The following is a 25,217-nucleotide window of genomic DNA, read 5'->3' as shown; positions in this document are numbered from 1 at the left end:
CGCTCCCGGCCGCACGGGCGTGCGCCGGCCGCTCAGGTGTCCGTCAGGCGGGACAGAACCTCTTCTCCCGGCCGTCGCCCGATACGGTGGTAACACCATGAGCGCATCTCAGCCCCCTCCCGACTCCGATGTCCCCACCCTTCTCGTGAAGATCTTCGGGAAGGACCGCCCAGGGATCACCGCCGGTCTCTTCGACACCCTCGCCGCGTACGCCGTCGACGTCGTCGACATCGAGCAGGTCGTCTCCCGTGGCCGCCTCGTGCTGTGCGCGCTCGTCACGGCACCGACGGCCGGCGGGGCCACCGAGGGCGACCTGCGGGCCACCGTGCACAGCTGGGCCGACTCCCTGAAACTGCAGGCCGAGATCATCTCCGGTACGGGCGACAACCGGCCGCGCGGCAGCGGGCGTTCGCACGTCACCGTGCTCGGCCACCCGCTCACGGCGGAGTCGACCGCGGCCATAGCGGCCACCATCGCCGGCACCGGCGGCAACATCGACCGCATCTTCCGGCTCGCGAAGTATCCGGTGACCGCAGTGGAGTTCGCGGTCTCCGGCGTCGAGACCGCGCCGCTGCGGACGGCGCTGGCGATGGAGGCCGCCGAGATCGGCGTCGACGTGGCCGTCGTCTCCGCCGGACTGCACAGGCGCGCGCAGCGGCTGGTCGTCATGGACGTGGACTCCACGCTCATCCAGGACGAGGTCATCGAGCTCTTCGCGGCCCACGCAGGCTGCGAGGACCAGGTCGCGGAGGTGACCGCCGCGGCGATGCGCGGGGAGCTGGACTTCGAGCAGTCGCTGCACGCGCGGGTGGCGCTGCTGGAGGGCCTCGACGCCTCCGTGGTGGACAAGGTGCGTACGGAGGTGCGGCTCACCCCCGGTGCCCGGACCCTGATCCGGACGCTGAAGCGGCTCGGCTACCAAGTGGGCGTCGTGTCCGGCGGCTTCACGCAGGTCACCGACGACCTCAAGGAGCGCCTCGGGCTCGATTTCGCGTCGGCGAACACGCTGGAGATCAAGGACGGGAAGCTCACCGGCCGGGTCGTCGGCGAGATCGTGGACCGGGCCGGCAAGGCCCGGCTGCTTCGCCGCTTCGCGGCGGAGGCCGGGGTCCCGCTCGCCCAGACGGTAGCGATCGGCGACGGCGCCAACGACCTCGACATGCTGAACGCCGCGGGTCTCGGCGTCGCGTTCAACGCCAAGCCCGTCGTGCGCAAGGCCGCGCACACCGCGGTCAACGTGCCCTTCCTCGACACGGTGCTCTATCTGCTGGGCATCACCCGCGAAGAGGTCGAGGCGGCCGACGACGGCACCGGCGAGCACTGACGTCCGCGAGACCGGAACGCGCGAGACAGGAACGGCAGGGCCCCGGCACACTCGGTGTGCCGGGGCCCTGCCGTTCTTCGTGCCGGTCGATCACTCGTGCGGGGTCCAGTAGTCGAGCAGCTTGCCCACGCCGTGCTCCACGGACTTCCACGGTCCGCTGATGGACAGGACGGCGAACGCCGAGGTCGGGAAGCCGTCGCGGGTCATCCGGCCCAGTGCGTCACCCTCCGTGCTGCCCGCGAGGGCGTCCGCCAGAGCGTGCATACCGGGGTTGTGACCGATGACGAGCAGGTCGTTCACCTCGTCGGGGGTCTCGGTCAGCAGAGCGAGCAGATCGCCGAGGGAGGCTTCGTAGAGCCGGTCCTCGTAGACCGTCTTCGGGCGGTGCGGCAGCTCGTGCACCGCGAGCTTCCATGTCTCGCGGGTCCTGACCGCTGTCGAGCACAGGGCCAGGTCGAAGTCGATGCCGGTCTCCGCGAGCCGGCGGCCCGCGACCGGGGCGTCCTTCCGGCCTCGCTCGGCGAGCGGGCGCTCATGGTCGGACACCTGGGGCCAGTCGGCCTTCGCGTGCCGGAGGAGGACGATCCTGCGGGATTCGGGAGGTCCGGGGGGTGTCCCACCGGAAGACACAGCGGCGCTCATGTCACCCAGCTTCGCATGAAATGAGCCAGCGGGCGCAGGGTGTTGACGTGCTCCGCCGTGAAGAGTGACCCCGTCAACGGGCCAGCATCCGGTGCACGAGCCGGAGGAACTCGCCGACCCCCTGCTCGTCGCCCGCCGCGGCGTGTGCCTGCCCCGGACCGGCGATCAGCAGGAGCAGCGCGCTGAAGGCGATCACCGGGAGTGCCAGCGCCCACCAGGGCAGCTCGCCCCCGGCGGCGCCCGGGGACCGGGTGAGGGACCGGGGGTGCGTGTGGGCCGGCATGGCCGCCTCCGTACGTCTAGAGGTCGAGTCCCTCAAACGTACGGATCATGAACGGCGGGGCCCATCCGGTGGCCCACCCACTTCACCCTGAGCCTGGCCCCCTAGGGGACGGTGGGGCCAGCACCACCGTCCCTCCTCGTCGAGGGAGGGACGGGGCCTGTGCCCGGCCGGGTCAGGGAGCGGCGATCGTGGCGATGATCGAGATGACCACGCCGATGAGCAGGATCAGGCCGAAGATCCCGAGGAGCTTCTTCTGGCCGTTCTGGGGGTTCGGGTCGAGCACTGGCATGGTCTCAGTCTCGCACCCCGGTCTCGTCCTCGATCGTCCGGTCCCTGCCCGCGAGGACGCCCATGGCGATCTGGGGCACGAGAAGGGCGGCCATCAGGCCGATGGGCAGGCCCCAGCCGCCGCTGTGCTGATAGAGCACGCCGACCAGGAGGGGCCCGGGGATGGAGATCAGGTAGCCGGTCGACTGGACGAACGCGGAGAGCCGCACGACGCCCGCACCGGTCCTGGACCGCATGCCGATCATGGTGAGTGCCAGCGGGAACGAGCAGTTCGAGATGCCCAGCAGCAGCGCCCACGCCCACGCGCCCGCCGCCGGTGCCAGCAGGAGCCCCAGGTAGCCGGTCAGACCGCACAGGCCGAGACCGATCGCGATCGGTCCCTGCTGGTTCAGCCGGGTCGCCAGTCGCGGGATGACGAAGGCCAGCGGCACACCCATGACCATGGTGACGGCGAGCAGGACGCCTGCGGTCTGCGCGGAGACACCCGCGTCACGGAAGATCTGCGGCATCCAGCCCATGGTGATGTACGCGCCGGTCGCCTGGAGCCCGAAGAAGCAGGCCAGCGCCCAGGCGGTCGGGCTGCGGGTGATCCGCGGAGCCGGGGCGGACTGCGCGGGTCGCGCCTCGCCGTCCGCGCGGTCGCGGTCGCGCACCAGCCCGAGCCAGGGCAGTACGGCGACGGCGGCCAGCAGCGCCCACACGGCGAGACCGACCCGCCAACTGCCGCCCAGCGCGCTCGTGATGGGCACGGTCGCGGCCGCGGCCACGGATGTGCCGAGCGCCAGCGCCATCGAGTAGAGGCCGGTCATGGAGCCGACCCGGCCGGGGAAGTAGCGCTTGACGATCACCGGCATCAGCACGTTGCTGACGGCGATGCCCATCAGGGCGAGCGCGCTGGCGGCGAGGAACCCGGCCGTGCCGCCGGCGAAGGGCCGCACGACGAGCCCCGTCGCGATGGCCGCCATGCCGGCGCAGAGGACGGCGCCGGGTCCGAAGCGGCGGGCGAGGCGGGGTGCCGCGGTGCCGAAGAGGGCGAAGCAGAGCGGCGGGACGGACGTGAGCATCCCGGCGACACTGCCGCTCATGTGCAGCCCGGTCCTGGCCTCTTCGAGCAGGGCTCCGAGGCTGGTGATGGCGGGGCGCAGGTTGAGCGCGGCGAGGACGATGCCGACGAGGACGAGCCGGGTGATCCACACCGGGCCCGTACGAGCGGCAGAATCCTGGGGAGCAGGGGCCGTCGCGGCGGGGCTCAGTGTGCGGGTCTCGTCAGGCATTGGGCCATCATAGAATCATGGGATGATTGGTTGTCCAATCCTGGACGACACTCGGCCACCGGCCGCCCCAGGCGCCGGTCGGACGCCCTTCACGACAAGGAGCACCATGGCGCTGTCCTCTCCCCGGCGTTCCGCGCTGTCCGACCAGGTGATCGCCCAGTTGCGGAACCAGATCACCTCGGGCGAGTGGCCGGTGGGTTCTCGGATCCCGACCGAACCGGAACTCGTCGAACAGCTCGGCGTCGCCCGCAACACCGTTCGTGAGGCGGTGCGGGCACTGGCCCACAACGGGCTGCTCGACATCCGGCAGGGCTCGGGGACGTACGTCCTGGCCACCAGCGAGCTCGCGGGCGTCATGCACCGGCGGTTCGCCGACGCCGACCCCCGGCACATCGCGGAACTGCGCTCCACCATGGAGTCCTCCGCGGCACGGCTGGCCGCCGAGCGGCGAACCGAACGCGACCTCAGGCAGCTGGACGCCCTCCTGGCGAGGCGCGAGGAGGCATGGGCGTCCGGTGTCGCGGAGGCGTTCGTGGCCGCCGACGCGACGTTCCACCTGGCCGTCGTGGCCGCCTCGCACAACGAGGTGCTGACCGGGCTCTACGCCGACCTCGGGGATGTGCTGCGCGACTGGCTGCGCGAGGACATCGGCCAGGACCTGCGTCCCGAGCACCACATGGACCACGCGCGGATGGTCGAGGCGATCCGCGCGGGCGACGGCGACGCGGCTGCCGCGGAGGCGGCCGGCTATCCGTTCATGTGCCTGCGTCGGCCCGCTGCGGCTGGTGGCTGATCCACACCGAGCGGATCTCCTTCCAGCACCGCCCGGTCAGTTCCCCGTACTCGGCCGGGCGGAGCAGTACCGGGGCGGTGTCCGCGTCGACGTCCCACCAGCGGTCGCACTCGACGTGCAGCCGCACCCGGTCGGCGGCGGGATACGGGTTGTGGCAGTAGGCGGTGACCCGGGAGCCTTCCACCACGGTGCTGCACCGTGCCTCGTAGGACGGCGGCTGCGCCGGGCGGGGGTCCTGCGTCTCCTGACGGAAGTGAAGGGCGGTGCAGGTGATCCCCAGCACCAGGACCGTCGCGGCGGCCAGGGCGGAGGCTTTGCGCCATGTCGTACGCACGAGCAGGACCTCCTCGGCCGGGCTGCGGCGCACGCGCCGCAACAGCACCACAAGGAAGATGTGCTCCTCCAGCATCGCCGCCCTCGGCACCCCCCGCCGCGCCGCTGGGCCGAACGAGGGACGCCCCGCCCACCGCGCCGGGCGGTGGACGGGGCGTCCCTTGTGTACGTATGTGCAGGTCAGGCACCCATGATGTGCACGCCGCCGTCGACGTGGACGATCTCGCCGGTGGTCTTCGGGAAGAAGTCGGAGAGCAGCGCGACGACACCGCGGCCGGCCGGCTCCGGGTCGGCCATGTCCCACTCGAGCGGGGAACGCTCGTCCCACACCTTCGCGAGGTCGGAGAAGCCGGGGATGGACTTGGCGGCCATCGAGCCGAGCGGACCGGCCGAGATCAGGTTGCAGCGCACGTTCTGCTTGCCCAGGTCCCGGGCGAGGTAGCGGCTGGTGGCCTCGAGGGCGGCCTTCGCCGGGCCCATCCAGTCGTACTGCGGCCAGGCGAACTGCGCGTCGAAGGTCAGACCGACGACCGAGCCGCCGTTCTGCATCAGCGGCAGGCAGGCCATCGTCAGGGACTTCAGCGAGAACGCGGAGACGTGCATCGCGGTCGACACCGACTCGAAGGGCGTGTTGAGGAAGTTGCCGCCGAGGGCGTCCTGCGGGGCGAAGCCGATCGAGTGGACGACACCGTCCAGACCGCCGAGCTCCTCCCGCACGATGCCCTCGACGCGGGCCAGGTGCTCGTCGTTGGTGACGTCGAGCTCGATGACCTTCGCGGGCCTGGGGAGCTTCTTGGCGATGCGCTCGGTCAGGGTGGGCCGCGGGAAGGCGGTGAGGATGATCTCCGCGCCCTGCTCCTGGGCCACCTTGGCGGTGTGGAAGGCGATGGAGGACTCCATCAGCACACCGGTGATCAGGACGCGCTTGCCCTCGAGAATTCCGCTCATGTGATCAGTGACCCATGCCCAATCCGCCGTCAACGGGGATGACGGCTCCAGTGATGTACGAGGCGTCGTCGGAGGCCAGGAAGCGCACGGCGGCAGCGATCTCCTCCGGCTTCGCGTAACGGCCGAGCGGCACCTGCGAGACGATGCCCGCGCGCTGCTCGTCGGTGAGCACCTGCGTCATGTCGGTGTCGACAAAGCCGGGTGCGACGACGTTGAAGGTGATGTTCCGCGAGCCGAGCTCACGGGCCAGGGAGCGGGCGAAGCCCACCAGGCCGGCCTTCGAGGCGGCGTAGTTGGCCTGCCCCGCCGAGCCCAGCAGCCCGACGACGGAGGAGATCAGTACGACACGGCCCTTCTTGGCGCGCAGCATGCTGCGGTTGGCGCGCTTGACGACCCGGAAGGTGCCGGTGAGGTTGGTGTCGAGGACGGAGGTGAAGTCGTCCTCCGACATCCGCATCAGAAGCTGGTCCTTGGTGATGCCGGCGTTGGCGACCAGCACCTCCACATTGCCGTGCTTCTCCTCGATCTCCTTGTAGGCCTGCTCCACCTGCTCGGCGTCCGTGATGTCGCAGCGGACGGGCAGGCAGCCCGCCTCGACGAGCTCGGCGGGCGGCTCGCCCGACCGGTAGGTGATGGCGACCTTGTCGCCGTTCTCGGCGAAAGCGCGGGCGATGGCGAGGCCGATGCCCCGGTTTCCTCCGGTGACGAGAACCGAGCGGCTCAACGGATCACCCTTTCGTCAGTGGTCTGGAGCACCTGGCAGCCAGGCGACTACCCGAAAACCTATCGGTCCGGTCCGTCGTACGGGGAATCGGTCCCTGACAGCGCCGCAGATCAGTCACTGTCGGGTCCCTACAGAAGAGGACGGCACGGCATCCTTCACAACCCGCTGGGCAACAGGCACCCCGTCGCGACATGATCGGGGCGACCCGTCGCGACGACAGGAGACATCCGTGCCTCATTCCATCGACGAAGCCTTCACGGCGCTGCCGCTGCGGGCGCTCGCCGACGCGGCACTCGCCCGGGCCCGCGCGCTCGGCGCCGAGCACGCCGACTTCCGTCTCGAGCGTGTACGCAGTGCGGCGTGGCGGCTGCGTGACGCCAAGCTCGCCGGTTCCTCCGACACCACGGACCTCGGGTACGCGGTGCGCGTCGTGCACGGTGGTGCGTGGGGCTTCGCCTCAGGGGTGGATCTCACCATGGACGCCGCGGCCCGGGTCGCGGGCCAGGCGGTGGCGATGGCGAAGCTGTCGGCGAAGGTGATCGCGGCGGCCGGGTCCGACGAGCGCGTGGAGCTGGCGGACGAGCCGGTGCACTCGGACAGGACGTGGATCTCCTCGTACGAGATCGACCCGTTCGAAGTACCCGACGAGGAGAAGACCGCGCTGCTCGCCGACTTCAGCGGCCGGCTGCTGCGGGCGGACGGCGTGGCGCACGTGGACGCGTCGCTGCTCACCGTCCACGAGAACAAGTTCTACGCGGATACGGCCGGCACCGTCACCACCCAGCAGCGGGTCCGGCTGCACCCGCAGCTCACCGCGGTCGCCGTCGACGGCACCAGCGGTGAATTCGACTCGATGCGCACGATCGCGCCGCCGGCAGGCCGCGGCTGGGAGTACCTGACCGGTACGGGCTGGGACTGGGACCGTGAGCTGGAGGAGATCCCGGGGCTGCTGGCGGAGAAGATGCGCGCGCCGAGCGTCGAGTCCGGCCGCTACGACCTGGTGGTCGACCCGTCGAACCTGTGGCTGACGATCCACGAGTCGATCGGCCACGCCACAGAGCTGGACCGGGCGCTCGGATACGAGGCCGCGTACGCCGGAACCTCGTTCGCGACCTTCGACCAGCTGGGGAAGCTGGCGTACGGCTCGTCCGTGATGAACGTGACCGGCGACCGCACGGCCGAGCACGGACTGGCGACGATCGGGTACGACGACGAGGGCGTCGAGGCGCAGAGCTGGGACCTGGTCAAGGACGGCACGCTGGTCGGCTACCAGCTGGACCGGCGGATCGCGAAGCTGACGAACCTCGGCCGCTCCAACGGCTGCGCCTACGCCGACTCCCCCGCTCACGTCCCGGTGCAGCGGATGGCGAACGTGTCGCTCCGCCCGGACCCGGGCGGCCTGTCCACGGAGGACCTGATCGGCGGGGTCGAGCGCGGGATCTACGTGGTCGGCGACCGGTCGTGGTCCATCGACATGCAGCGCTACAACTTCCAGTTCACCGGGCAGCGGTTCTTCCGGATCGAGAACGGCCGGCTGGCCGGACAGCTCCGGGACGTCGCGTACCAGGCGACGACCACCGAGTTCTGGGGCTCCATGGAGCAGGTCGGCGGCCCGCAGACCTATGTGCTCGGGGGCGCGTTCAACTGCGGAAAGGCCCAGCCGGGCCAGGTCGCCGCGGTCTCCCACGGCTGCCCCTCCGCCCTCTTCCGGGGCGTCAACATTCTGAACACCACCCAGGAGGCCGGCCGATGAGCCCCCGTACGACCAAGCCGCACGAGATCGTCGAGCGGGCTCTCGAGCTGTCCACCGCCGACGGGTGTGTCGTCATCGCCGACGAGGAGTCGTCCGCCAATCTGCGCTGGGCCGGCAACGCCCTGACCACGAACGGCGTGACCCGCGGCCGCACCCTCACCGTCATCGCGACCGTCGACGGCGCCGAGGGGACCGCCTCCGGTGTGGTGTCCCGGTCCGCGGTGACCGCCGCCGACCTCGAGCCGCTGGTGCGCGCCGCCGAGGCGGCCGCCCGCGGGGCCGGTCCGGCGGAGGACGCCCAGCCGCTGGTCGAGGGCACCCCGGCGTCCCCCGACTTCACGGACGCTCCCGCCGAGACCACCTCCGCCGTGTTCGCCGACTTCGCACCCGCCCTCGGCGAGGCCTTCGCCCGGGCCCGCGCCGGCGGCCGGGAGCTGTACGGCTTCGCCAACCACGAGATGACCTCCACGTATGTGGGCACCTCCACGGGGCTGCGGCTGCGGCACGACCAGCCGAACGGCACCCTCGAGCTGAACGCCAAGTCCCCGGACCGTACGCGCTCGGCGTGGGCGGGCAGCTCCACGCGGGACTTCAAGGACGTCGACCCGGGCGTGATGGACGCCGAGCTGGCGCAGCGCCTGGTGTGGGCACAGCGCCGGACCGAGCTGCCCGCGGGCCGCTACGAGACCCTGCTGCCGCCCACCGCGGTGGCCGACCTGCTGATCTACCAGATGTGGTCGTCCGCGGCCCGCGACGCGGCGGAGGGCCGTACGGTCTTCTCCAAGCCGGGCGGCGGCACCCGCGTCGGGGAGACGCTGTCCCCCCTTCCGCTGACCCTGCGCAGCGACCCCCACGAGCCGGGCCTCGAGTCGGCCCCGTTCGTGATCGCGCACTCCTCCGGCGACGACGCCTCCGTCTTCGACAACGGTCTGCCGATCACGGCGACGGACTGGGTGCGGGACGGAAAGCTCGATCACCTGGTGACCACCCGGCACAGCGCCGGTCTGACCGGCCTGCCGGTCGCGCCCGGCGCGGGGAACCTCATCCTGGACGGCGGCGGCGAGCGCAGCCTGGAGGAAATGGTCGCCGGCACGGCCCGCGGGCTGCTGCTGACGTGCCTCTGGTACATCCGCGAGGTCGACCCGGCGACGCTGCTGCTGACCGGTCTGACCAGGGACGGCGTGTATCTGGTGGAGAACGGCGAGGTCGTCGGGGAGGTCAACAACTTCCGTTTCAACGAGTCGCCCGTCGATCTGCTCTCGCGGGCGGCGGAGGCCGGGCGGAGCGAGAAGACGCTGCCGCGTGAGTGGGGCGACTGGTTCACCCGGGCCTCGATGCCCGCGCTGCGGGTGCCGGACTTCAACATGAGCTCGGTGAGCAAGGGCGTGTGAGCGCCGGATATCCGGTCGGCCGGGGTCCCGGTCACCAATAGACTGGGTGGTAGCGCCCTGCTACCACCCAGCGGGGTTTCCCCTGTTCCAAGGAGACACGACACCGTGACGGACATCGTCGACGAGCTGAAGTGGCGCGGGCTGATGGCCCAGTCCACCGACGAAGAGGCCCTGCGCAAGGCTCTCGCGGACGGTCCTGTCACGTTCTATTGCGGCTTCGACCCCACCGCGGCGAGCCTGCACGTCGGTCACCTGGTGCAGGTGCTCACCATCCGCCGTCTCCAGCAGGCCGGGCACCGCCCCCTCGCGCTGGTCGGCGGGGCGACGGGGCAGATCGGCGATCCGCGGCCGACCGCGGAGCGCACGCTGAACGATCCGGAGACGATCGCGCGCTGGGTCGACCGGCTGCGTTCGCAGATCGAGCCCTACCTGTCCTTCGAGGGCGACAACGCGGCGATCATGGTGAACAACCTGGACTGGACCGCGGGGATGTCCGCGATCGAGTTCCTGCGGGACATCGGCAAGCACTTCCGCGTCAACAAGATGCTCACCAAGGACTCGGTCGCCCGCCGCCTGGAGTCCGAGCAGGGCATCAGCTACACGGAGTTCAGCTACCAGCTGCTGCAGGGCATGGACTTCCTGGAGCTGTACCGCCGCTACGGCTGCACCCTTCAGCAGGGCGGCAGCGACCAGTGGGGCAACCTGACCGCGGGCCTGGATCTGATCCACCGGCTCGAGCCGGACGCCGAGGTGCATGCCCTGGCCACGCCGCTGATGACCAAGGCGGACGGCACCAAGTTCGGCAAGTCCGAGACGGGAACGCTCTGGCTCGACCCGGAGATGACGACGCCGTACGCGTTCTACCAGTTCTGGCTGAACACGGACGACCGGGACATCTCCCGCTACATGAGGGTCCTGAGCTTCAAGAGCCGTGAGGAGCTCGAGGAGCTGGAGAAGCAGACGGAGGAGCGGCCGCAGGCACGGGCCGCGCAGCGCGCGCTGGCCGAGGAGCTGACGACGCTGGTGCACGGCGCGGACCAGTGCGCCGCGGTGATCAACGCCTCCCGGGCGCTGTTCGGCCAGGGCGAGCTGGCGGACCTGGACGAGGCGACACTGCGTGCCGCCCTCGCCGAGCTGCCGCACGCGCGGGTCGGCGAGCTGCTGCCGGTGGTCGATCTGTTCACCGAGGTCGGTCTGGCGCCGAGCAAGTCGGCCGCCCGCCGCACGGTGAAGGAGGGCGGCGCCTACGTGAACAACGTGAAGGTGACCGCCGAGGACGCCGTGGTGGCAGGTGACGACCTGCTGCACGGTCGCTGGCTGGTGCTGCGCCGGGGCAAGAAGAACCTGGCGGCGGTCGAGGTCGCGGCCGGCTGACCGAAGCGGGACAAGCGTGTCCGGCTGACCGGAGCGTGCATGACTGTGGCCGGGTGGGCGTGATCGCCCACCCGGCCACGGGTGTTCCTCAGGCGTGATGTCGTTTCCTGCCGCGGGCGGCGGTGTAGGCCATGTCGCCCAGGAAGACGATGACGATGGCAGCCGCGAGTTGCAGTGCGTGCCGGCCCCAGTCGATGCCGCTGGTCTCCGCGATGCCGAAGCCACGTGCGACGGCGTTGCCGATGATGGCGCCGATGATGCCGAAGATGGTGGTCAGCCACAGCGGACTGTGCTGTTTGCCTGGGATGATCGCTTTCGCGAGCAGGCCCAGCACGAATCCCACGATGATCGCCCACAACCAGCCCATGGCTGCCTCCTTGTACGGCCCTGCGTGAGCAGTTACGTCGCCAGTCTCGGCCCGTGGGCCGTACGGCGCATGTCGGGGTCAGCCGTACGTGTGTCTGCGCACGCCGGGCACGCAGACGTCGGGCGGCCCCGCTCTCGAACGCGGCGCAGCCCAGGCGTACCGTGGAAGGTCGGAGCAGGGGAATTCCGCCGAACGTCCGGCGCGGGGAAATCGGGTGGTGGAGCACGATGCGGAAGCACGGTGGGACCGAGGTCTTCCGGATCACCGGAGCACGGCAGGGCCTCGCCGACGACGTCCGCGGCAGGCAGCGGCGCTATGTGATCTCGATGTCGATCAGGACGGTCGCCGTGATCCTCGCGGCGGTCCTGTGGAACGTGGAACGCCATGTGGCGATCGTGGCGCTGGCGCTCGGTGTACTGCTGCCGTACATCTCCGTCGTCATCGCCAACGCGGGGCGGGAGAACGCCCCTTCGCTCCCGTCGACCTTCGTCGAGCCCCCGGTCCGGCCGGCCGTCGAGGCCGGATCCGGGCAGCGCGCGGCGGAACCGGAGCCGGAGGCGGAGCCCTTCCAGGAGGACCGTCCGGGGGCCGGGCAGCGCTGATACGGGCGGTGTCCGGCGGGCTCGCGAAGCTCAAGAAAAGCTCAGATCAATCATGAAGTTCCGGTGCACCGCACCCAGTCCCCCATGACATACTGCGTACGCGCTCCGCATCCCCCGTCGGAGCGACGGACCGACGCCGGGCAGCTCCCCCCGTGGCTGCTCGGCGTCGCCATGCTGGGACAATGATCCCGTGAATCCTCCGGTGAGTGACGAAACCCCGATCTGTTCGGCCAAGGGCTGCCGTACCGGCGCCGTCTGGGTCCTCGCCTGGAACAATCCGAAGCTGCACACTCCGGACCGCCGCAAGACGTGGCTGGCGTGCGACGAGCACCGCGAGCACCTGTCCCAGTTCCTCGGGGTGCGCGGTTTCCTGAAGGACGTCGTGACGCTGGAGGAGTGGGAGCGGGGTGCCGGGACCGGGTCAGCCGCCGATGGCTGACATGGGCCGCTCCGGCTGAAGGAACGACGGGTCGTCGAGGCCGGATCCGGCCTTCTTGCCCCACATCGCCAGCCGCCAGATGCGGGCGATCTCCTCGTCGGGCGCCTCCGAGCGCAGCGCCGCCCGCAGGTCGGTCTCCTCGGTGGCGAAGAGGCAGGTACGCACCTGACCGTCGGCGGTGAGCCGGGTCCGGTCGCAGGCGCGGCAGAACGGCCGGGTGACGGAGGCGATGACGCCGACCCGGTGCGGTCCGCCGTCGACGATCCACCGCTCGGCAGGCGCGGAGCCGCGCGCGGCGTCGCCCTCCGGGGTGAGGGTGAAGCGCGTCCGCAGGGACTGGAGGATGTCCCCGGCGGTGATCATGCCGTCGCGCTTCCAGCCGTGCTGTGCGTCGAGCGGCATCTGCTCGATGAAACGCAGCTCGTAGTCGTGTTCCACGGCCCAGGCGAGCAGGTCGGGGGCCTCGTCGTCGTTCATGCCGGGCATCAGGACGGCGTTGACCTTGACCGGGGTCAGGCCGGCGGCGCGGGCGGCTTCGAGGCCGTCGAGCACGTCGTGGTGACGGTCGCGGCGGGTGAGGGTCTTGAAGACGTCGGGCCGCAGGGTGTCCAGGGAGACGTTGACCCGGTCGAGGCCGGCGGCCTCGAGGGCCGCGGCGGTGCGCTTGAGTCCGATGCCGTTGGTGGTGAGGGACATCTTGGGGCGGGGCTCGAGGGCGGCGCAGCGCTCGACGATGCCGACCAGTCCCGGACGCAGCAGCGGCTCACCGCCGGTGAAGCGCACCTCGGTGATCCCGAGGTCGGTGACGGCGATCCGGATCAGGCGGACGATTTCGTCGTCGGTGAGCAGATCGGGCTTGGCCAGCCACTGGAGGCCTTCTTCCGGCATGCAGTACGTACACCGCAGATTGCACCGGTCCGTCAGAGAAACGCGCAGGTCAGTGGCCACTCGGCCGTAGGTGTCGATGAGCACTGTGGGCCCCCTCCCCTATTCGCGGATCCGACGGTTTCGAGCCTACGCGACGGCGCCGACAACGCCAGAGGCCCGATTGGCACGAGGTACGGCACGGCCGCGTCGTAGGAGCCTACGACGCGGCCGCTGACATGCGTGTGTCGCTTTCCTCTCAGTGGGCGCCGATGCCGGTGAGGGACTTGACCTCGAGCTCGGCGTACTTGCCCTCGTCGGGCTTCTCCTTGGTCAGGATCGAGCCGAGCCAGCCGAGCAGGAAGCCCAGCGGGATGGAGATGAGACCCGGGTTGGACAGCGGGAACCAGGCGAAGTCCACGCTCGGGAACATCGCGGACGGGCTGCCGGAGACCACCGGCGAGAACAGCACCAGGAACACCGAGGAGGCGAGGCCTCCGTAGATGGACCACAGGGCGCCCTGGGTGGTGAACCTCTTCCAGAACAGGCTGTAGAGGATCGTGGGCAGGTTGGCCGAGGCGGCGACCGCGAAGGCGAGGGCGACGAGGCCGGCCACGTTCAGGTCGCGGGCGAGCGCGCCGAGGGCGATGGACACGATGCCGATGAAGACGGTCGCCCAGCGCGCGGCGCGGACCTCCTCCTTCTCCGTGGCCTGTCCCCTGCGGATGACGTTGGCGTAGATGTCGTGCGCGAACGACGACGACGAGGCCAGCGTGAGTCCGGCGACGACGGCGAGGATGGTGGCGAAGGCGACGGCCGAGATCACGGCGAGCAGGATCGCGCCCCAGGCGGAGTCGACGCCGCCGATGTGCAGGGCGAGCAGCGGGGCAGCGGTGTTGCCCGCCGGGTTGGACGCCTTGATCTCCGCGGGTCCGACAATCGCGGCGGCGCCGAAGCCGAGCGCGATGGTCATCAGGTAGAACGCGCCGATGATGCCGATGGCCCAGTTGACGGATTTACGCGCGGCCTTGGCGGTGGGGACGGTGTAGAAGCGGATCAGGATGTGCGGGAGTCCGGCGGTGCCGAGGACGAGCGCGATGCCGAGGGAGATGAAGTCGAGCTTCGTCATACCGTCGACGCCGTACTTGAGGCCGGGCTCGAGGAAGGCGTCGGGGTTGCCCTTCTGACCGACCTCGCTGTTCTTCGCCGCCTCTCCGAGCAGGTCGGAGATGTTGAAGTTGAACTTCCACAGCACCAGGAACGTGATGAGCAGGGTGCCCGCGATCAGCAGGACGGCCTTGACCATCTGCACCCAGGTGGTGCCCTTCATCCCGCCGATCGTCACATAGACGATCATCAGCAGACCGACGAGGGCGACGATCGCGATCTTTCCGCCGTCGCTGGTGATGCCGAGCAGCAGCGAGACGAGGATGCCCGCGCCCGCCATCTGCGCGAGCAGGTAGAAGATCGAGACGACGATGGTGGAGACGCCGGCGGCGGTACGGACCGGGCGCTGGCGCATCCGGTAGGCGAGGACGTCGCCCATCGTGTAGCGGCCGGAGTTGCGCAGCGGCTCGGCGACCAGCAGCAGGGCGACGAGCCAGGCGACCAGGAAGCCGATCGAGTAGAGGAAGCCGTCGTAGCCGAAGAGGGCGATGGCGCCGGCGATGCCGAGGAACGAGGCGGCCGACATGTAGTCGCCCGAGATGGCGAGGCCGTTCTGGAAGCCGGTGAACTGGCGTCCGCCCGCATAGAAGTCGGCGGCGTCCTTGGTCTGCCGGCCGGCCCAGACGGTGATGAACAGCGTTCCGACGACGAAGGCCGCGAAGAGCGTGATGATCAGCGGCCGGTGCTCGGTCGTGGCGCTCGAGGCCGCGAGGTGCAGGGCGGGGCTCATGCGTCGGCCTCCATACGGGACTTGATGATCTCGGCCTTCGGGTCGAGCTTCGCGGCGGCGTGCCGGGAGTAGAACCAGGCGATGAGGAACGTGGTCAGGAACTGCGCGAGGCCGAAGACGAGAGCGACGTTGATGTTGCCGAAGAGCTTCGTGCCCATGAAGCCGCCGGCGTAGTTCGAGAGCAGGACGTAGAGCAGGTACCAGGCGATGAACGCGATGGTCAGGGGGAAGGCGAAGGAACGGTATGTGCGGCGCAGTTCGCCGAATTCCGTACTCTGCTGCACCTGCACGAACGACTCTGTCGTGGGCTGGGCGGTGCTGGTCTGCTTATCGCGCTCGGGCGGCGGTGCCTCGGTGGTCACGGAATCTCCTCGCGACGCGGGTGCGGTGGGGATGGACTCGGGGATGTCACTGGCAGGGGCGGTTCGATGTTGCTCCACTCCCTGACAACGGCACGGAGCACGCGCCGCACTGGTTCAGCCCCGGTCTTTTTCTTCTGCACTTCCTTCGCGAACTCATTGAATCCGGACCTTGATCAGCGATAGCTTCACTCGTCATGTACCCGCCCATTCGCACAGGGGTGTCTGGGCGGTTGTCACGGATGATGTGGAGAACCCATGGCTCATCTGGGATCCAGACGGCGCCGCGCCCTCGCGCTGCCCGCCGGTCTGGCGCTCACGGCCTCGCTCGGCTTCCTGCCCGCGGGGGCCGCTACGGCGGCGCCGGTCGACGACGTACCTGCCGCGGTCCGGGCGGACGGACCCAAGCTGTCGTACGTCGTGAACGTGAAGGGCGGTCACGGCACCGCGAAGTCGGTCAAGAAGGCCATAGCCAAGGCCGGCGGAACGGTGGTGATGGCCTACGACCAGATAGGCGTCATCGTCGTCCACTCGCAGAACCCGGACTTCGCCACGACCATCCGCGGTGTGCGGGGCGTGGCGTCGGCCGGTGCCACGCGCACCGCGCCTCTGGCGCCGTCGGCCGACATGGCCATCGAGTCGGAGCGTCCGCTCACCGCCGACGAGGCGAAGGCCTCCGCCGCGGTGGCGTCCTCCGGCCAGGACCCGCTGGAGCCCCTGCAGTGGGACCTCCCGGCCATCAAGGCCGACAAGGCGCACGAGAAGACGCTCGGCAGTGACAAGGTCACGGTCGCGGTCATCGACACGGGTGTCGACGACACCCATCCGGACCTCGCGCCGAACTTCGACCGCGAGGCGTCCGTCAGCTGCGTGGGCGGCGTGCCGAACACGGCGGACGGCGCCTGGCGTCCGGGTCCGACCGAGTCCGACCACGGCACCCATGTCGCCGGCACGATCGCCGCCGCGAAGAACGGCGTCGGCGTCACCGGCGTCGCGCCGGGCGTGAAGGTCTCCGGCATCAAGGTCTCGCAGCCCGACGGCTTCTTCTACACCGAGGCCGTCGTCTGCGGCTTCGTGTGGGCGGCGGAGCACGGCGTCGACGTGACCAACAACAGCTACTACACGGACCCGTGGCTGTTCAACTGCAAGAACGACGCGGACCAGAAGGCCCTTGTCGAGGCGGTCTCCCGTGCCACCCGCTACGCGGAGGGCAAGGGCGCGGTGAACGTCGCCGCGGCCGGCAACTCCCGCATGGACCTGGCGGCGGACGAGCTCACCGACACCACGAGCCCGAACGACACCACCCCGGTCGAGCGGGTCATCAACCCGCGCGAGTGCCTCGACATCCCGACGCAGATCCCGGGCGTCGTCACGGTGTCCGCGCTGGGTGCGAAGGGTCTCAAGGCCTCGTACTCCAACTACGGCAACGGCGTGGTCGACATCTCCGCCCCCGGCGGCGACTCGACGCGCTACCAGGCGCCGGACGCGCCGGCGGTCGACGGCCGGATCCTCTCCACGGTTCCGGGCGGCTACGGCTACAAGGCCGGTACGTCGATGGCCTCCCCGCACGTCGCGGGCGTGGCGGCGCTGATCAAGTCGACCCACCCGTACGCACCGCCGGCCCTGGTCAAGGGTCTGCTGTACGCGCAGGCTGACGACACGGCGTGCACCAACCCGTACGACATCGACGGCAACGGCACGGTCGACGCGGTCTGCGAGGGCAGCGAGCGCGACAACGGCTTCTACGGCACGGGCGTCACCGACGCTCTGGACGCGGTCCGCCGCTAGCGGCTTCATGTGAGGGGCCCGGTGCGCGATCCGCACCGGGCCCCTTGCGTTGTGGCGCCGGTGCCATAGTGAGTGCATGACCCACTCACCCTCCGATTTCCCGTCCAGCGGTACCGCTCAGGCATGGGCGGCTCTGGGCGGTGATCCGGCTCTGCTCGGCCGTGTCGTCCACAGGGGTGGCGGCTCGCTGCCGTCCCGGCTGCCGGTCATGGAGCTGGCGCGCGCCACCGTCGGGGTCTGCTCCCTCGCCGCCGCCGAGCTGGCCGCGCGGCGCGGCGGCGGTCCGGTCCCCTCCGTGACCGTCGAGGACGGTGCGGTGACGACGGCGTTCCTCAGTGACAGGCTGGTGCGGGTGGACGGCGTGGCGCCGGCCACGTTCGCACCGCTGTCCCGGTTCTGGCCCGCGGCGGACGGCTGGGTGCGTACGCACGCCAACTACCCGCATCACCGGGCACGGTTGCTCGCCGCGCTGTCCCTGCCCGAGGACGCCGGAGTGGAGGCCGCCGCCGGCGCGATCGGCGAACGCCGCGCCGTGGACGTCGAGGAGAGCGTGTACGCGGCGGGCGGCCTGGCCGTGGCCACGCGCGGCGGGGACGAATGGGCGGAGCACCCGCAGGGAGCGGCCACCGCCGGGCGGCCCCTGCTGCGGGTCGAGCGGCTCGGCGACGACTGCCCGCCGCGGGCCGCGAACGGCGGGGCCTCCCTGCCCTGTTCGGGACTGCGCGTGCTCGACCTGACCCGGGTGCTGGCCGGCCCGGTCGCCACGCGGACGCTCGCGCTGCTGGGCGCAGACGTGCTGAGGATCGACTCCCCGCATCTGCCGGAGAGTCAGGACGCCCACGACGACACCGGTACGGGAAAACGGTCCACCCGGCTCGACCTGACCGCGGTCGCGGACCGTGCCGTGTTCGAGGAACTGCTGACCCTGGCCGACGTGGTGGTGACCGGCTACCGGCCGGGTGCCCTCGACCGGTTCGGCCTCTCCCCGCAGGCGCTGGCCGAGCGCCGTCCGGGCCTGGTGGTGGCCCGGCTGTCGGCCTGGGGCGGGTACGGGCCGTGGGCAGGGCGGCGTGGTTTCGACAGCCTGGTCCAGGCGGCGACCGGCATCGCCGCCACGGAGGGCGACGAAGGCCGCCCGGGCAAACTGCCCGCCCAGGCCCTCGACCACGGCACCGGTTATCTGCTGGCCGCCGGGGTACTGCGCGCGCTGACCGCACAGCACGACGCGGGCGGAACCCGCCTGGTGGAGGCCGCTCTCACACAGACGGCGGCTTGGCTGACCGGGGGTCTCGTCAAGGCACCGGAGGGGGACCCGGCGGCGTACGACGCCGATCGGTGGCTCACCGAGAGGGACAGCCCCATGGGCCGTCTGCGTCACGCCGTTCCGGCGGTCGGCTACGAGTGCGGGCCGGCCGACTGGGCCCGCCCGCCCGGGATCTGGGGCACGGACGCGCCGAAGTGGGCAGACGTCACCGCTTGACGCCCGTCCCCCGTGTCCGGCGGCGTAGGTCCGCGCGTGTGCGCGGGACGCGACCCGTCTCCACCGTGGTGGGTAGGCCGTCCGCACCACGGGCATGCACCGATGACCGGCGCGGCACGGATCGCGGACCGTACGATCCGGTGGCCGGTGGATTCACGGGGAGGAACCGCAGTGCAGGGGTTGGAAGCCGTCGTCTTACGACTGGCCGGGACGCTGGCCGTGACCGTCGTGAAATCGCTGATCGCCGCACGCCCGGGGGCCGGCCTGGTGACGGGCCGCAGGGCCGCGCCGCTCCCCCGGCCGGACCCCGCCCCGGTGGCGAGGAAGCTCGCGGGCCGGCTCTCGGACCCGTACACCGACCTGCCCGACCACGAGCGCGAGGCCGCCGTCGAGGCGGTACGGGACACCGTCCAGGCCGCCGGTACGGTCAGTCCCGACCGGCTGTTCGCACTGGACCTCGACCCGGAGCGACTGTTCCGTACGCTGCGGGACCCCGCGGCCGGCCTGGCCGAGCGGGGCGTGGAACTCTACGACGAACTGCTGCGGCTGTGCTGCGCGCACATGGTCGAGAACCTGACCGCCGACCAGTCGTTCATGGCACGGGCGGCGGTGGAGCAGACCCGCAGGGCGGGCCGCACCGAAGCACTCGTCGAGGACGTCAGGGACCGGCTCGGCCCGCGTCCGGAGGCGGTCGCCCTCGGCTTCGAGGGGCGGTACGCGGACTATGTGGCAGAGACCCACGGGCGTCTGGAGCTGTTCGGGCTGACGCTCGGCAGATCGGGGAGCGAGTGGCCGCTGGACACGGCGTACATCTCCCTGGCGGTCAGCGGCGACGGGCCCCACCAGGAGGGTTTCGGCCTGCCGCGGACCGGACAGGTCGCCGTGAAGGCGGAGCAGATCCTGTCCTCTGCCGACCGGCTCGTCCTGCGCGGTCCTGCCGGGTCCGGCAAGAGCACCCTGGTGCAGTGGCTCGCGCTGAACGCCGCCCGCCGCAGTTTCGGCAAGGACCTGGAGGACTGGAACCGGTGCGTGCCCTTCCTGTTGCGGCTGCGGGCCTTCACGTCGTCCGACACGCTGCCGATGCCGGACGCCTTCCTGCGGGCGGCGGGGGTCCCGCTGCACGGTGAGGCACCCGCCGGCTGGACGGAGAAGCTGCTGACGGACGGCCGGGCGCTGATCCTGGTCGACGGAGTGGACGAGATCCCCTCACGGCAGCGGCACCGCACGGAGAACTGGCTGAAGTCGCTGATCGCCGCCTACCCGGACGCCCGGTACGTGGTGACGACCCGGCCGTCGGCCGTCCCGGAGGACTGGCTGTCCCGCCAGGGATTCGTCGGGCACTCGCTGCTGCCGATGGAGCGCGACGACATCCGCTCGTTCATCGGCCACTGGCACGAGGCCGCCCGCCAGGAGTGCTTGTCCCAGACCGAACGCGCCCAGCTCGACACCTACGAGACGTCCCTGCGCAAGGCCGTCTCCACCCGCCGCGATCTGGGGCGGCTGGCCACCAACCCGCTGATGTGCGCCCTGCTGTGCGCGCTGAACCGGGACCGCAGGATGCAACTGCCGCGCGCCCGCAAGGAGCTGTACGACGCCGCGCTGGACATGCTGCTGGTGCGGCGGGACACCGAGCGGGAGATCGTCGGTGTGGAGGGCGTCGATCTGACGCGTGAGGAGCAGACCGCGCTGCTTCAGCGGCTGGCGTACTGGCTCATCCGCAACGGTCAGGTGGAGGCCGAGCGTGCCGAGGCGGTGGAGATGGTGGCCGAGTGGCTGGCCGCCATGCCGCAGGTGCAGGGCAGCCCCGAGCAGGTGTTCTCCCACCTGCTCATCAGGAGCGGTCTGCTGCGTGAACCACGCCCGGGTGCGGTGGACTTCGTGCACCGGACGTTCCAGGACTATCTGGGCGCCAAGGCCGCGGTGGAGGCCCGCGACTTCGGGGTCCTCGTGCAGAACGCGCACGACGACCAGTGGGACGACGTGGTGCAGATGGCCGTCGGTCACGCCCGCGTCGAGGAACGGGCCCGGCTGCTGCGGCACCTGCTGCGTCGCGCCGATCGGGCACAGCGCCACCGGCACCGTCTGGTGCTGCTCGCCGCGGCCTGTCTGGAGCACGCCCCGGAGCTGGACCGGGAGATCCGCGCGACGGTTCAGTCGCGCACGCAGGAGCTGCTGCCCCCGCGCACCCAGGAGGACGCGGCGCGGCTCGCCAAGGTCGGCGAACTGGTGCTGGAGCTGCTGCCCGGACCGGAGGACCTGGAGGAGTACACGGCGGCGGCCGTGGTGCGCACGGCGGCCCTGATCAAAGGGGACGCCGCGTTCGAGGTGGCCGCGCGGTTCCGGGAGGACGCCCGGCTGTCCGTGGCGTTCCAGGTGTCGACGGCGTGGGGCTCGTTCGACACCGAGTCGTACGCCAGGGACGTGCTGGCGGCCGGGGCGTGGAACACCTCGTACCTGCACGTCCAGACGCCCGAACAGCTCCACGCCCTGCGCCACATACCCAAGGCCCGGCGCCTGCATGTGGCGGGCGACCACCACGACCTCACTCCGCTGCTCGCGGTGGAGGACCCGGAGTGGCTCTTTCTTTACGAGAACGGCGTGGTGGACGATCTCACGCCGCTCGCGTCGCTCCGGCGGCTCAAGGATGTCGGTCTGAGCCGGTGCCCCGAACTGCGCGACCTGCGGCCGCTGGCGCGGCCGGGACTCGAGCGACTCTCGCTCTGGGAAGTTCATCCGGAGGTCTCGATCGAGCCCTTGCGGGACATGCCCGACCTGCGCAGCGTGAACCTCTCCCAGCCGCTGCTCATCGAGAGCCTCGCGGAACTGCCGGTCGGACCGGGCCTCGTCCACCTCGGGCTCCACCACCAGACCCGTTACGTGAGCCTGGAGGGCATCGAGCGGTGGCCGTTGCTGGAGGGGCTGACGATCGCGGGTCAGTCGCAGTTGCGTCAACTGTCGCGCCTGCCGCTGCCACCGTCGCTGACGAGTCTGAGCCTGTACGAGGTCGACCCTCTCGACCCGCGTCCGCTCCTCGGCCACTCCACGCTGCGGCACCTGCACCTCTGGCGGTGCGAACTGCCGTACGGTCTCACCGCGCTGCGCGAGCTGCCCGCGCTCACTTCCCTGGAGCTCTGGCAGTGCTCACCGTCCGGAGCGCCCGTCGACATCGGACCGCTCGTCGCGGTGCCCGAACTGAAGATCACGGTCAGCGACGACACCCCGGTCGTCGGCATCGACCGCTTCCCGCCCGACCGGGTCGAGGTGAAGCGCGTAAGGACCTGACAACGCCTCAGACGCCGACCGCGTCGAGCGACGAACCGGCGGCGTACGTCACCGCCATGGCGAGGGCCCCGCCGCACACGTTGCGCAGGACGGCGGGCCCGGCCGCGGCGGCGCCCAGCCGGGCGCTCCACCAGCCGGTCAGCGCCAGCGCCGCGAGCACCGAGAGCACCGTGACGAACAGGCGGGCCGACGCCGGAGGCAGCACGATGGCCAGCAGCGGCAGCAGCGCACCGGCCGTGAACGCCAGGAAGCTGGCGCCCGCCGCGTGCCAGGGGCTGACCAGCTGGTCGGGATCGATGCCGAGTTCCACCCGCGCGTGCGCGCGCAGCGCGTCACGTTCGGTGAGCTGCACGGCGGCCTCCCTGGCCACCTCCTCCGACAGACCGCGGTCCGCCAGCATGCGTGTCAGCTCGTCCAGTTCGGCCTCCGGCTGCTCCTTCAGCTCCCGCTTCTCCACCGCCAGCGCGGCCACCTCCGAGTCGCGCTGCGTGGAGACGGACACGTACTCGCCTGCCGCCATCGACATCGAACCGGCGAGCAGTCCGGCGAGGCCGGCGGTGAGCAGCGCCGGCCGCGAGTCCGTCGCACCGGCAACACCGACGACGAGGCCCGCCGTCGAGACGATGCCGTCGTTCGCGCCGAGGACGGCGGCGCGCAGCCAGTTGAGGCGCGTGCCGAGTCCACCGGAGTGCGCCTCGTCCTGTTGTTCGCCGCCGGTCGCTTCACTCATCCGGGGAGCGTCTCACGCAAGGAAGTTGGGGACGAGGAGCCACACCCCTGCCTTCGGGCGGTGGGGGCGGGACAGGGCTGTCGGTGCCTGCCCGTATTCTCTGTGACCATGCTCGACGACCGTAGGACCGCAGCGACGACGTGGCCGGCCGCGTACCCACAGGGGTACGCGGTCGTCGACGTGGAGACCACCGGCCTCGCCCGTGACGACCGGATAGTGTCGGCTGCCGTCTACCGCCTCGACACCCACGGCAACGTCGAGGACCACTGGTACACGCTCGTCAATCCGGAGCGCGACCCCGGACCGGTGTGGATCCACGGTCTGACGAGCGAGGCGCTCGAAGGCGCCCCGCTGTTCGGGGACATCGCGGGCGAGCTCTCCGCGCGGCTCGACGGCCGGGTCCTGGTCGCGCACAACGCCACCTTCGACTGGTCCATGATCGCCAGGGAGTACGCGCGTGCGCGGGGCGCGGCGCCGACCCGGCAGCGGCTGTGCACCATCGCGCTCGCCAAGGAGCTGCGGCTCCCGCTGCCCAACCACAAGCTCGAGTCGCTGGCCGCGCACTACGGGGTCGTGCAGCAGCGTGCCCACCACGCCCTGGACGACGCCCGCGTGCTCGCGGAGGCGTTCCGGCCGAGCCTGCACACCGCGGCCCGCGACGGTGTGCGGCTGCCGCTTCTCGAGTGCCGGCCGCTGACCGAGTGGTCGGACGCCCCCGCGGCCCCGCGCGTCGGCTATCAGCCGTCGTACGGGCACAGCAGCTGGCGGCCGTCGCGCAAGCGGCCGCCGTGCCCGTACCCCAACCCGGGGAGGTACGAGCCGGGCGGACAGCTGGTGCAGGGGATGCGGGTCGCCTTCTCCGGCGACACCTCCGTGGAGCGTGAACTGCTCGAGGACCGGGCCGTGGAGGCGGGCCTGCACGTCGCCACGAGTGTGTCCCGGCTCACGAGTCTGCTGGTGACGAACGACCCGGACGCGGCGACGTCCAAGACCGTCAAGGCCGCCTCGTACGGCACGCCGGTCGTCGACGAGGGCGCCTTCACCCAGCTGCTGCGGGATGTCGCCCCCGCGCCGGACGCGTAGATCCGGACGGACACCCGCATCGGAGTGAAACGGGCGCGACTCGCCCGGCGCCCGCTCGCCCGGGGCGGCGAAGCGTTTCACCCTGTGGCGCATGGCACGTTGCGAGGTTTGCGGAAACGACTACGGCATGTCCTTCGAGGTGCACGCGCAGGGCGCGGTGCACGTCTTCGACTGCTTCTCCTGCGCCATCCACCGCATGGCGCCCATCTGTGAGCACTGCCGGGTGCAGATCATCGGCCAGGGCGTCGAGGTCGAGGGCCACTGGTACTGCGGCGCCCACTGCGCACGCGCCGAGGGGAGGGCCGGCATCGTCGACAGGGTGTGACCTGCGCCCGGCCGGGACACGGGCGGGGACCCACCGTCCGTGGCCCCGCGCCGAGCAGGTACGGTCGAAGCCGTGTACCGCTTCCTGTTGACCCGGCAGTGGGTGATCCTCACCCTCATCGGCCTCGTTCTCATCCCCACGATGATCGAGCTGGGCTTCTGGCAGCTGCACCGGCACGAGCGCAGGGTCGAGCAGAACGCCCTGATCGCACGGAACCTCGAGGCGAAGCCGGTTCCGATGGAGGAGCTCACTTCCCCCGGGCACACCGTCCCGCGCTCCGACTACTGGCGGCGGATCACCGCGACCGGCACGTTCGACACCGACCACGAGATGGTCGTCCGCCGCCGCACGAACGCCGACGACCGTGTCGGCTTCCATGTACTGACCCCGCTGGTGCTGGCCGACGGCCGTGCCGTCCTCGTCAACCGCGGCTGGGTCCCCGCCGCCGCCGACCAGAAGGCCTTCCCCGAGGTGCCTGCCGCGCCCGGGGGCACCGTGACCGTCACCGGCCGGCTGAAGGCCGACGAGACGACCGGCGCCAGCGGCATCAGGGACCTGAAGGGCCTGCCGCCCCGCCAGGTGATGCTGATCAACAGCGAGCAGCAGGCGCAGCTGATGGACCGGCAGGTGCTCGGCGGATATCTGGAGCAGACGGCGCCGAAGCCCGCGGGCGGCAGCCCCGAGACGATCCCGGACCCGGACCACGACTCCATCGGCGCCCACATGGCGTACGCCGTGCAGTGGTGGCTGTTCGCCGCGGCGGTGCCCGTCGGCTGGGGGATTCTCGTACGGCGGGAGAGGCGCGACCTGGCGGCGGCGGAGAAGACGACGCCCGAGCCCGCTCCTGCGGCTGCTTAGCGTGCTCTTCTGGCGG

25 protein-coding genes are annotated in these 25,217 nt (G+C 71.0%); 13 read left to right on the top strand and 12 right to left on the bottom strand.

Features of this window, described 5'->3' with window-relative positions:
- The first annotated feature begins 97 nt into the window (after positions 1–97).
- Positions 98–1,324 (top strand): phosphoserine phosphatase SerB, encoded by a 1,227-nt coding sequence (gene serB, locus ACTMTU_RS33760; RefSeq protein ID WP_441267242.1) that lies wholly within the window; start codon positions 98–100, stop codon positions 1,322–1,324.
- A 90-nt stretch (positions 1,325–1,414) separates the two neighbouring features.
- On the opposite strand, the gene ACTMTU_RS33755 is transcribed toward serB, so the two are convergent.
- The 4 genes from ACTMTU_RS33755 to ACTMTU_RS33740 form a co-directional block, all read right to left on the bottom strand.
- Entirely contained in the window at positions 1,415–1,966 is a 552-nt protein-coding gene (locus ACTMTU_RS33755; RefSeq protein WP_441267241.1) for a SixA phosphatase family protein, read from the bottom strand.
- A gap of 73 nt (positions 1,967–2,039) precedes the next feature.
- Positions 2,040–2,249 (bottom strand): hypothetical protein, encoded by a 210-nt coding sequence (locus tag ACTMTU_RS33750; RefSeq protein WP_441267240.1) that lies wholly within the window; start codon positions 2,247–2,249, stop codon positions 2,040–2,042.
- A 172-nt stretch (positions 2,250–2,421) separates the two neighbouring features.
- Positions 2,422–2,538: an SGM_5486 family transporter-associated protein gene (locus tag ACTMTU_RS33745; RefSeq protein ID WP_086025608.1), complete on the bottom strand. Its 117-nt coding sequence runs from the start codon at positions 2,536–2,538 to the stop codon at positions 2,422–2,424.
- A 4-nt stretch (positions 2,539–2,542) separates the two neighbouring features.
- Positions 2,543–3,811, bottom strand: a complete 1,269-nt coding sequence (locus ACTMTU_RS33740) for a CynX/NimT family MFS transporter (protein ID WP_441267239.1) — start codon at positions 3,809–3,811, stop codon at positions 2,543–2,545.
- Between the two features lie 106 nt (positions 3,812–3,917).
- Here ACTMTU_RS33740 and ACTMTU_RS33735 point away from each other — a divergent pair, with 106 nt between their 5' ends.
- Positions 3,918–4,604 carry a FadR/GntR family transcriptional regulator gene (locus ACTMTU_RS33735; protein ID WP_441267238.1) on the top strand — a complete coding sequence of 229 codons (687 nt, stop codon included), beginning with the start codon at positions 3,918–3,920 and terminating at the stop codon, positions 4,602–4,604.
- Here ACTMTU_RS33735 and ACTMTU_RS33730 read toward each other — a convergent pair.
- The 3 genes from ACTMTU_RS33730 to fabG all read right to left on the bottom strand — a co-directional run bounded on the left by ACTMTU_RS33730 (position 4,567) and on the right by fabG (position 6,609).
- The gene (locus tag ACTMTU_RS33730; protein ID WP_441267237.1) at positions 4,567–5,013 is read right to left on the bottom strand and encodes a hypothetical protein; all 447 of its coding nucleotides are present in this window, start codon (positions 5,011–5,013) and stop codon (positions 4,567–4,569) included. The genes ACTMTU_RS33735 and ACTMTU_RS33730 overlap by 38 nt on opposite strands.
- A gap of 104 nt (positions 5,014–5,117) precedes the next feature.
- Positions 5,118–5,885 (bottom strand): enoyl-ACP reductase FabI, encoded by a 768-nt coding sequence (fabI, locus tag ACTMTU_RS33725; protein WP_364597825.1) that lies wholly within the window; start codon positions 5,883–5,885, stop codon positions 5,118–5,120.
- A 4-nt stretch (positions 5,886–5,889) separates the two neighbouring features.
- A complete protein-coding gene (gene fabG, locus ACTMTU_RS33720; RefSeq protein ID WP_441267236.1) occupies positions 5,890–6,609 on the bottom strand; it encodes a 3-oxoacyl-[acyl-carrier-protein] reductase in 720 nt (239 codons plus the stop codon).
- A 229-nt stretch (positions 6,610–6,838) separates the two neighbouring features.
- Here fabG and ACTMTU_RS33715 point away from each other — a divergent pair, with 229 nt between their 5' ends.
- The 3 genes from ACTMTU_RS33715 (at position 6,839) to tyrS (ending at position 11,127) form a co-directional block, all read left to right on the top strand.
- Positions 6,839–8,362 carry a TldD/PmbA family protein gene (locus ACTMTU_RS33715; protein WP_441267235.1) on the top strand — a complete coding sequence of 508 codons (1,524 nt, stop codon included), beginning with the start codon at positions 6,839–6,841 and terminating at the stop codon, positions 8,360–8,362.
- Complete coding sequence (locus ACTMTU_RS33710) at positions 8,359–9,753, top strand: metallopeptidase TldD-related protein (RefSeq protein WP_441267234.1); 1,395 nt, start codon at positions 8,359–8,361, stop codon at positions 9,751–9,753. Before ACTMTU_RS33715 ends, ACTMTU_RS33710 begins: the two co-directional genes overlap by 4 nt.
- Positions 9,754–9,858: 105 nt before the next feature.
- Positions 9,859–11,127, top strand: a complete 1,269-nt coding sequence (gene tyrS / locus ACTMTU_RS33705; RefSeq protein ID WP_441267233.1) for a tyrosine--tRNA ligase — start codon at positions 9,859–9,861, stop codon at positions 11,125–11,127.
- Between the two features lie 88 nt (positions 11,128–11,215).
- Here tyrS and ACTMTU_RS33700 read toward each other — a convergent pair whose 3' ends face one another.
- Entirely contained in the window at positions 11,216–11,494 is a 279-nt protein-coding gene (locus ACTMTU_RS33700; protein ID WP_441267232.1) for a GlsB/YeaQ/YmgE family stress response membrane protein, read from the bottom strand.
- A 227-nt stretch (positions 11,495–11,721) separates the two neighbouring features.
- Here ACTMTU_RS33700 and ACTMTU_RS33695 point away from each other — a divergent pair, with 227 nt between their 5' ends.
- The gene (locus ACTMTU_RS33695; protein WP_441267231.1) at positions 11,722–12,096 is read left to right on the top strand and encodes a DUF3099 domain-containing protein; all 375 of its coding nucleotides are present in this window, start codon (positions 11,722–11,724) and stop codon (positions 12,094–12,096) included.
- Between the two features lie 202 nt (positions 12,097–12,298).
- Entirely contained in the window at positions 12,299–12,535 is a 237-nt protein-coding gene (locus ACTMTU_RS33690) for a hypothetical protein (protein WP_441267230.1), read from the top strand.
- On the opposite strand, the gene moaA is transcribed toward ACTMTU_RS33690, so the two are convergent.
- The 3 genes from moaA to ACTMTU_RS33675 form a co-directional block, all read right to left on the bottom strand.
- Positions 12,518–13,507: a GTP 3',8-cyclase MoaA gene (gene moaA, locus ACTMTU_RS33685; protein ID WP_441267229.1), complete on the bottom strand. Its 990-nt coding sequence runs from the start codon at positions 13,505–13,507 to the stop codon at positions 12,518–12,520. The genes ACTMTU_RS33690 and moaA overlap by 18 nt on opposite strands.
- 151 nt (positions 13,508–13,658) lie before the next feature.
- Entirely contained in the window at positions 13,659–15,296 is a 1,638-nt protein-coding gene (locus tag ACTMTU_RS33680; RefSeq protein WP_307705703.1) for a solute symporter family protein, read from the bottom strand.
- Positions 15,293–15,658 carry a DUF485 domain-containing protein gene (locus ACTMTU_RS33675; RefSeq protein WP_441267228.1) on the bottom strand — a complete coding sequence of 122 codons (366 nt, stop codon included), beginning with the start codon at positions 15,656–15,658 and terminating at the stop codon, positions 15,293–15,295. Before ACTMTU_RS33675 ends, ACTMTU_RS33680 begins: the two co-directional genes overlap by 4 nt.
- Positions 15,659–15,913: 255 nt before the next feature.
- Here ACTMTU_RS33675 and ACTMTU_RS33670 point away from each other — a divergent pair, with 255 nt between their 5' ends.
- The 3 genes from ACTMTU_RS33670 to ACTMTU_RS33660 all read left to right on the top strand — a co-directional run bounded on the left by ACTMTU_RS33670 (position 15,914) and on the right by ACTMTU_RS33660 (position 22,205).
- The gene (locus ACTMTU_RS33670; protein ID WP_441267227.1) at positions 15,914–17,443 is read left to right on the top strand and encodes a S8 family peptidase; all 1,530 of its coding nucleotides are present in this window, start codon (positions 15,914–15,916) and stop codon (positions 17,441–17,443) included.
- A gap of 76 nt (positions 17,444–17,519) precedes the next feature.
- On the top strand, positions 17,520–18,923 hold the full coding sequence (locus ACTMTU_RS33665; protein ID WP_441267226.1) for a CoA transferase: 1,404 nt from the start codon (positions 17,520–17,522) through the stop codon (positions 18,921–18,923).
- 171 nt (positions 18,924–19,094) lie between these two features.
- Entirely contained in the window at positions 19,095–22,205 is a 3,111-nt protein-coding gene (locus ACTMTU_RS33660; protein WP_441267225.1) for an NACHT domain-containing protein, read from the top strand.
- A 7-nt stretch (positions 22,206–22,212) separates the two neighbouring features.
- On the opposite strand, the gene ACTMTU_RS33655 is transcribed toward ACTMTU_RS33660, so the two are convergent.
- A complete protein-coding gene (locus ACTMTU_RS33655) occupies positions 22,213–22,935 on the bottom strand; it encodes a VIT1/CCC1 transporter family protein (RefSeq protein ID WP_441267224.1) in 723 nt (240 codons plus the stop codon).
- Between the two features lie 102 nt (positions 22,936–23,037).
- Here ACTMTU_RS33655 and ACTMTU_RS33650 point away from each other — a divergent pair, with 102 nt between their 5' ends.
- From ACTMTU_RS33650 to ACTMTU_RS33640, 3 genes are all read left to right on the top strand, one after another.
- Positions 23,038–24,018, top strand: a complete 981-nt coding sequence (locus ACTMTU_RS33650) for a DEDDh family exonuclease (RefSeq protein ID WP_441267223.1) — start codon at positions 23,038–23,040, stop codon at positions 24,016–24,018.
- A gap of 91 nt (positions 24,019–24,109) precedes the next feature.
- Complete coding sequence (locus ACTMTU_RS33645) at positions 24,110–24,343, top strand: hypothetical protein (RefSeq protein WP_100106509.1); 234 nt, start codon at positions 24,110–24,112, stop codon at positions 24,341–24,343.
- Between the two features lie 72 nt (positions 24,344–24,415).
- A complete protein-coding gene (locus ACTMTU_RS33640; protein WP_441267222.1) occupies positions 24,416–25,201 on the top strand; it encodes an SURF1 family cytochrome oxidase biogenesis protein in 786 nt (261 codons plus the stop codon).
- Positions 25,202–25,217: the final 16 nt, after the last annotated feature.

The organism is Streptomyces sp. OZ13 (assembly GCF_052068155.1).
Taxonomy (GTDB): domain Bacteria; phylum Actinomycetota; class Actinomycetes; order Streptomycetales; family Streptomycetaceae; genus Streptomyces.
The sequence above is the reverse complement of the archived record's forward strand: the minus strand, read 5'-3'. Positions and strand labels throughout refer to the sequence as shown.

What these genes read in the sequence shown, in the direction of transcription:
- ACTMTU_RS33695 (WP_441267231.1), top strand. Translation starts at nt 11,722, where the DNA reads ATGCGGAAGCACGGTGGGACCGAGGTCTTCCGGATCACCGGAGCACGG.
- ACTMTU_RS33730 (WP_441267237.1), bottom strand. Translation starts at nt 5,013, where the DNA reads ATGCTGGAGGAGCACATCTTCCTTGTGGTGCTGTTGCGGCGCGTGCGC.
- fabI (WP_364597825.1), bottom strand. Translation starts at nt 5,885, where the DNA reads ATGAGCGGAATTCTCGAGGGCAAGCGCGTCCTGATCACCGGTGTGCTG.
- ACTMTU_RS33700 (WP_441267232.1), bottom strand. Translation starts at nt 11,494, where the DNA reads ATGGGCTGGTTGTGGGCGATCATCGTGGGATTCGTGCTGGGCCTGCTC.
- ACTMTU_RS33745 (WP_086025608.1), bottom strand. Translation starts at nt 2,538, where the DNA reads ATGCCAGTGCTCGACCCGAACCCCCAGAACGGCCAGAAGAAGCTCCTC.
- ACTMTU_RS33670 (WP_441267227.1), top strand. Translation starts at nt 15,914, where the DNA reads ATGGCTCATCTGGGATCCAGACGGCGCCGCGCCCTCGCGCTGCCCGCC.
- ACTMTU_RS33645 (WP_100106509.1), top strand. Translation starts at nt 24,110, where the DNA reads ATGGCACGTTGCGAGGTTTGCGGAAACGACTACGGCATGTCCTTCGAG.
- ACTMTU_RS33665 (WP_441267226.1), top strand. Translation starts at nt 17,520, where the DNA reads ATGACCCACTCACCCTCCGATTTCCCGTCCAGCGGTACCGCTCAGGCA.
- serB (WP_441267242.1), top strand. Translation starts at nt 98, where the DNA reads ATGAGCGCATCTCAGCCCCCTCCCGACTCCGATGTCCCCACCCTTCTC.
- ACTMTU_RS33750 (WP_441267240.1), bottom strand. Translation starts at nt 2,249, where the DNA reads ATGCCGGCCCACACGCACCCCCGGTCCCTCACCCGGTCCCCGGGCGCC.
- ACTMTU_RS33740 (WP_441267239.1), bottom strand. Translation starts at nt 3,811, where the DNA reads ATGCCTGACGAGACCCGCACACTGAGCCCCGCCGCGACGGCCCCTGCT.
- ACTMTU_RS33755 (WP_441267241.1), bottom strand. Translation starts at nt 1,966, where the DNA reads ATGAGCGCCGCTGTGTCTTCCGGTGGGACACCCCCCGGACCTCCCGAA.
- ACTMTU_RS33680 (WP_307705703.1), bottom strand. Translation starts at nt 15,296, where the DNA reads ATGAGCCCCGCCCTGCACCTCGCGGCCTCGAGCGCCACGACCGAGCAC.
- ACTMTU_RS33735 (WP_441267238.1), top strand. Translation starts at nt 3,918, where the DNA reads ATGGCGCTGTCCTCTCCCCGGCGTTCCGCGCTGTCCGACCAGGTGATC.
- ACTMTU_RS33655 (WP_441267224.1), bottom strand. Translation starts at nt 22,935, where the DNA reads ATGAGTGAAGCGACCGGCGGCGAACAACAGGACGAGGCGCACTCCGGT.
- ACTMTU_RS33710 (WP_441267234.1), top strand. Translation starts at nt 8,359, where the DNA reads ATGAGCCCCCGTACGACCAAGCCGCACGAGATCGTCGAGCGGGCTCTC.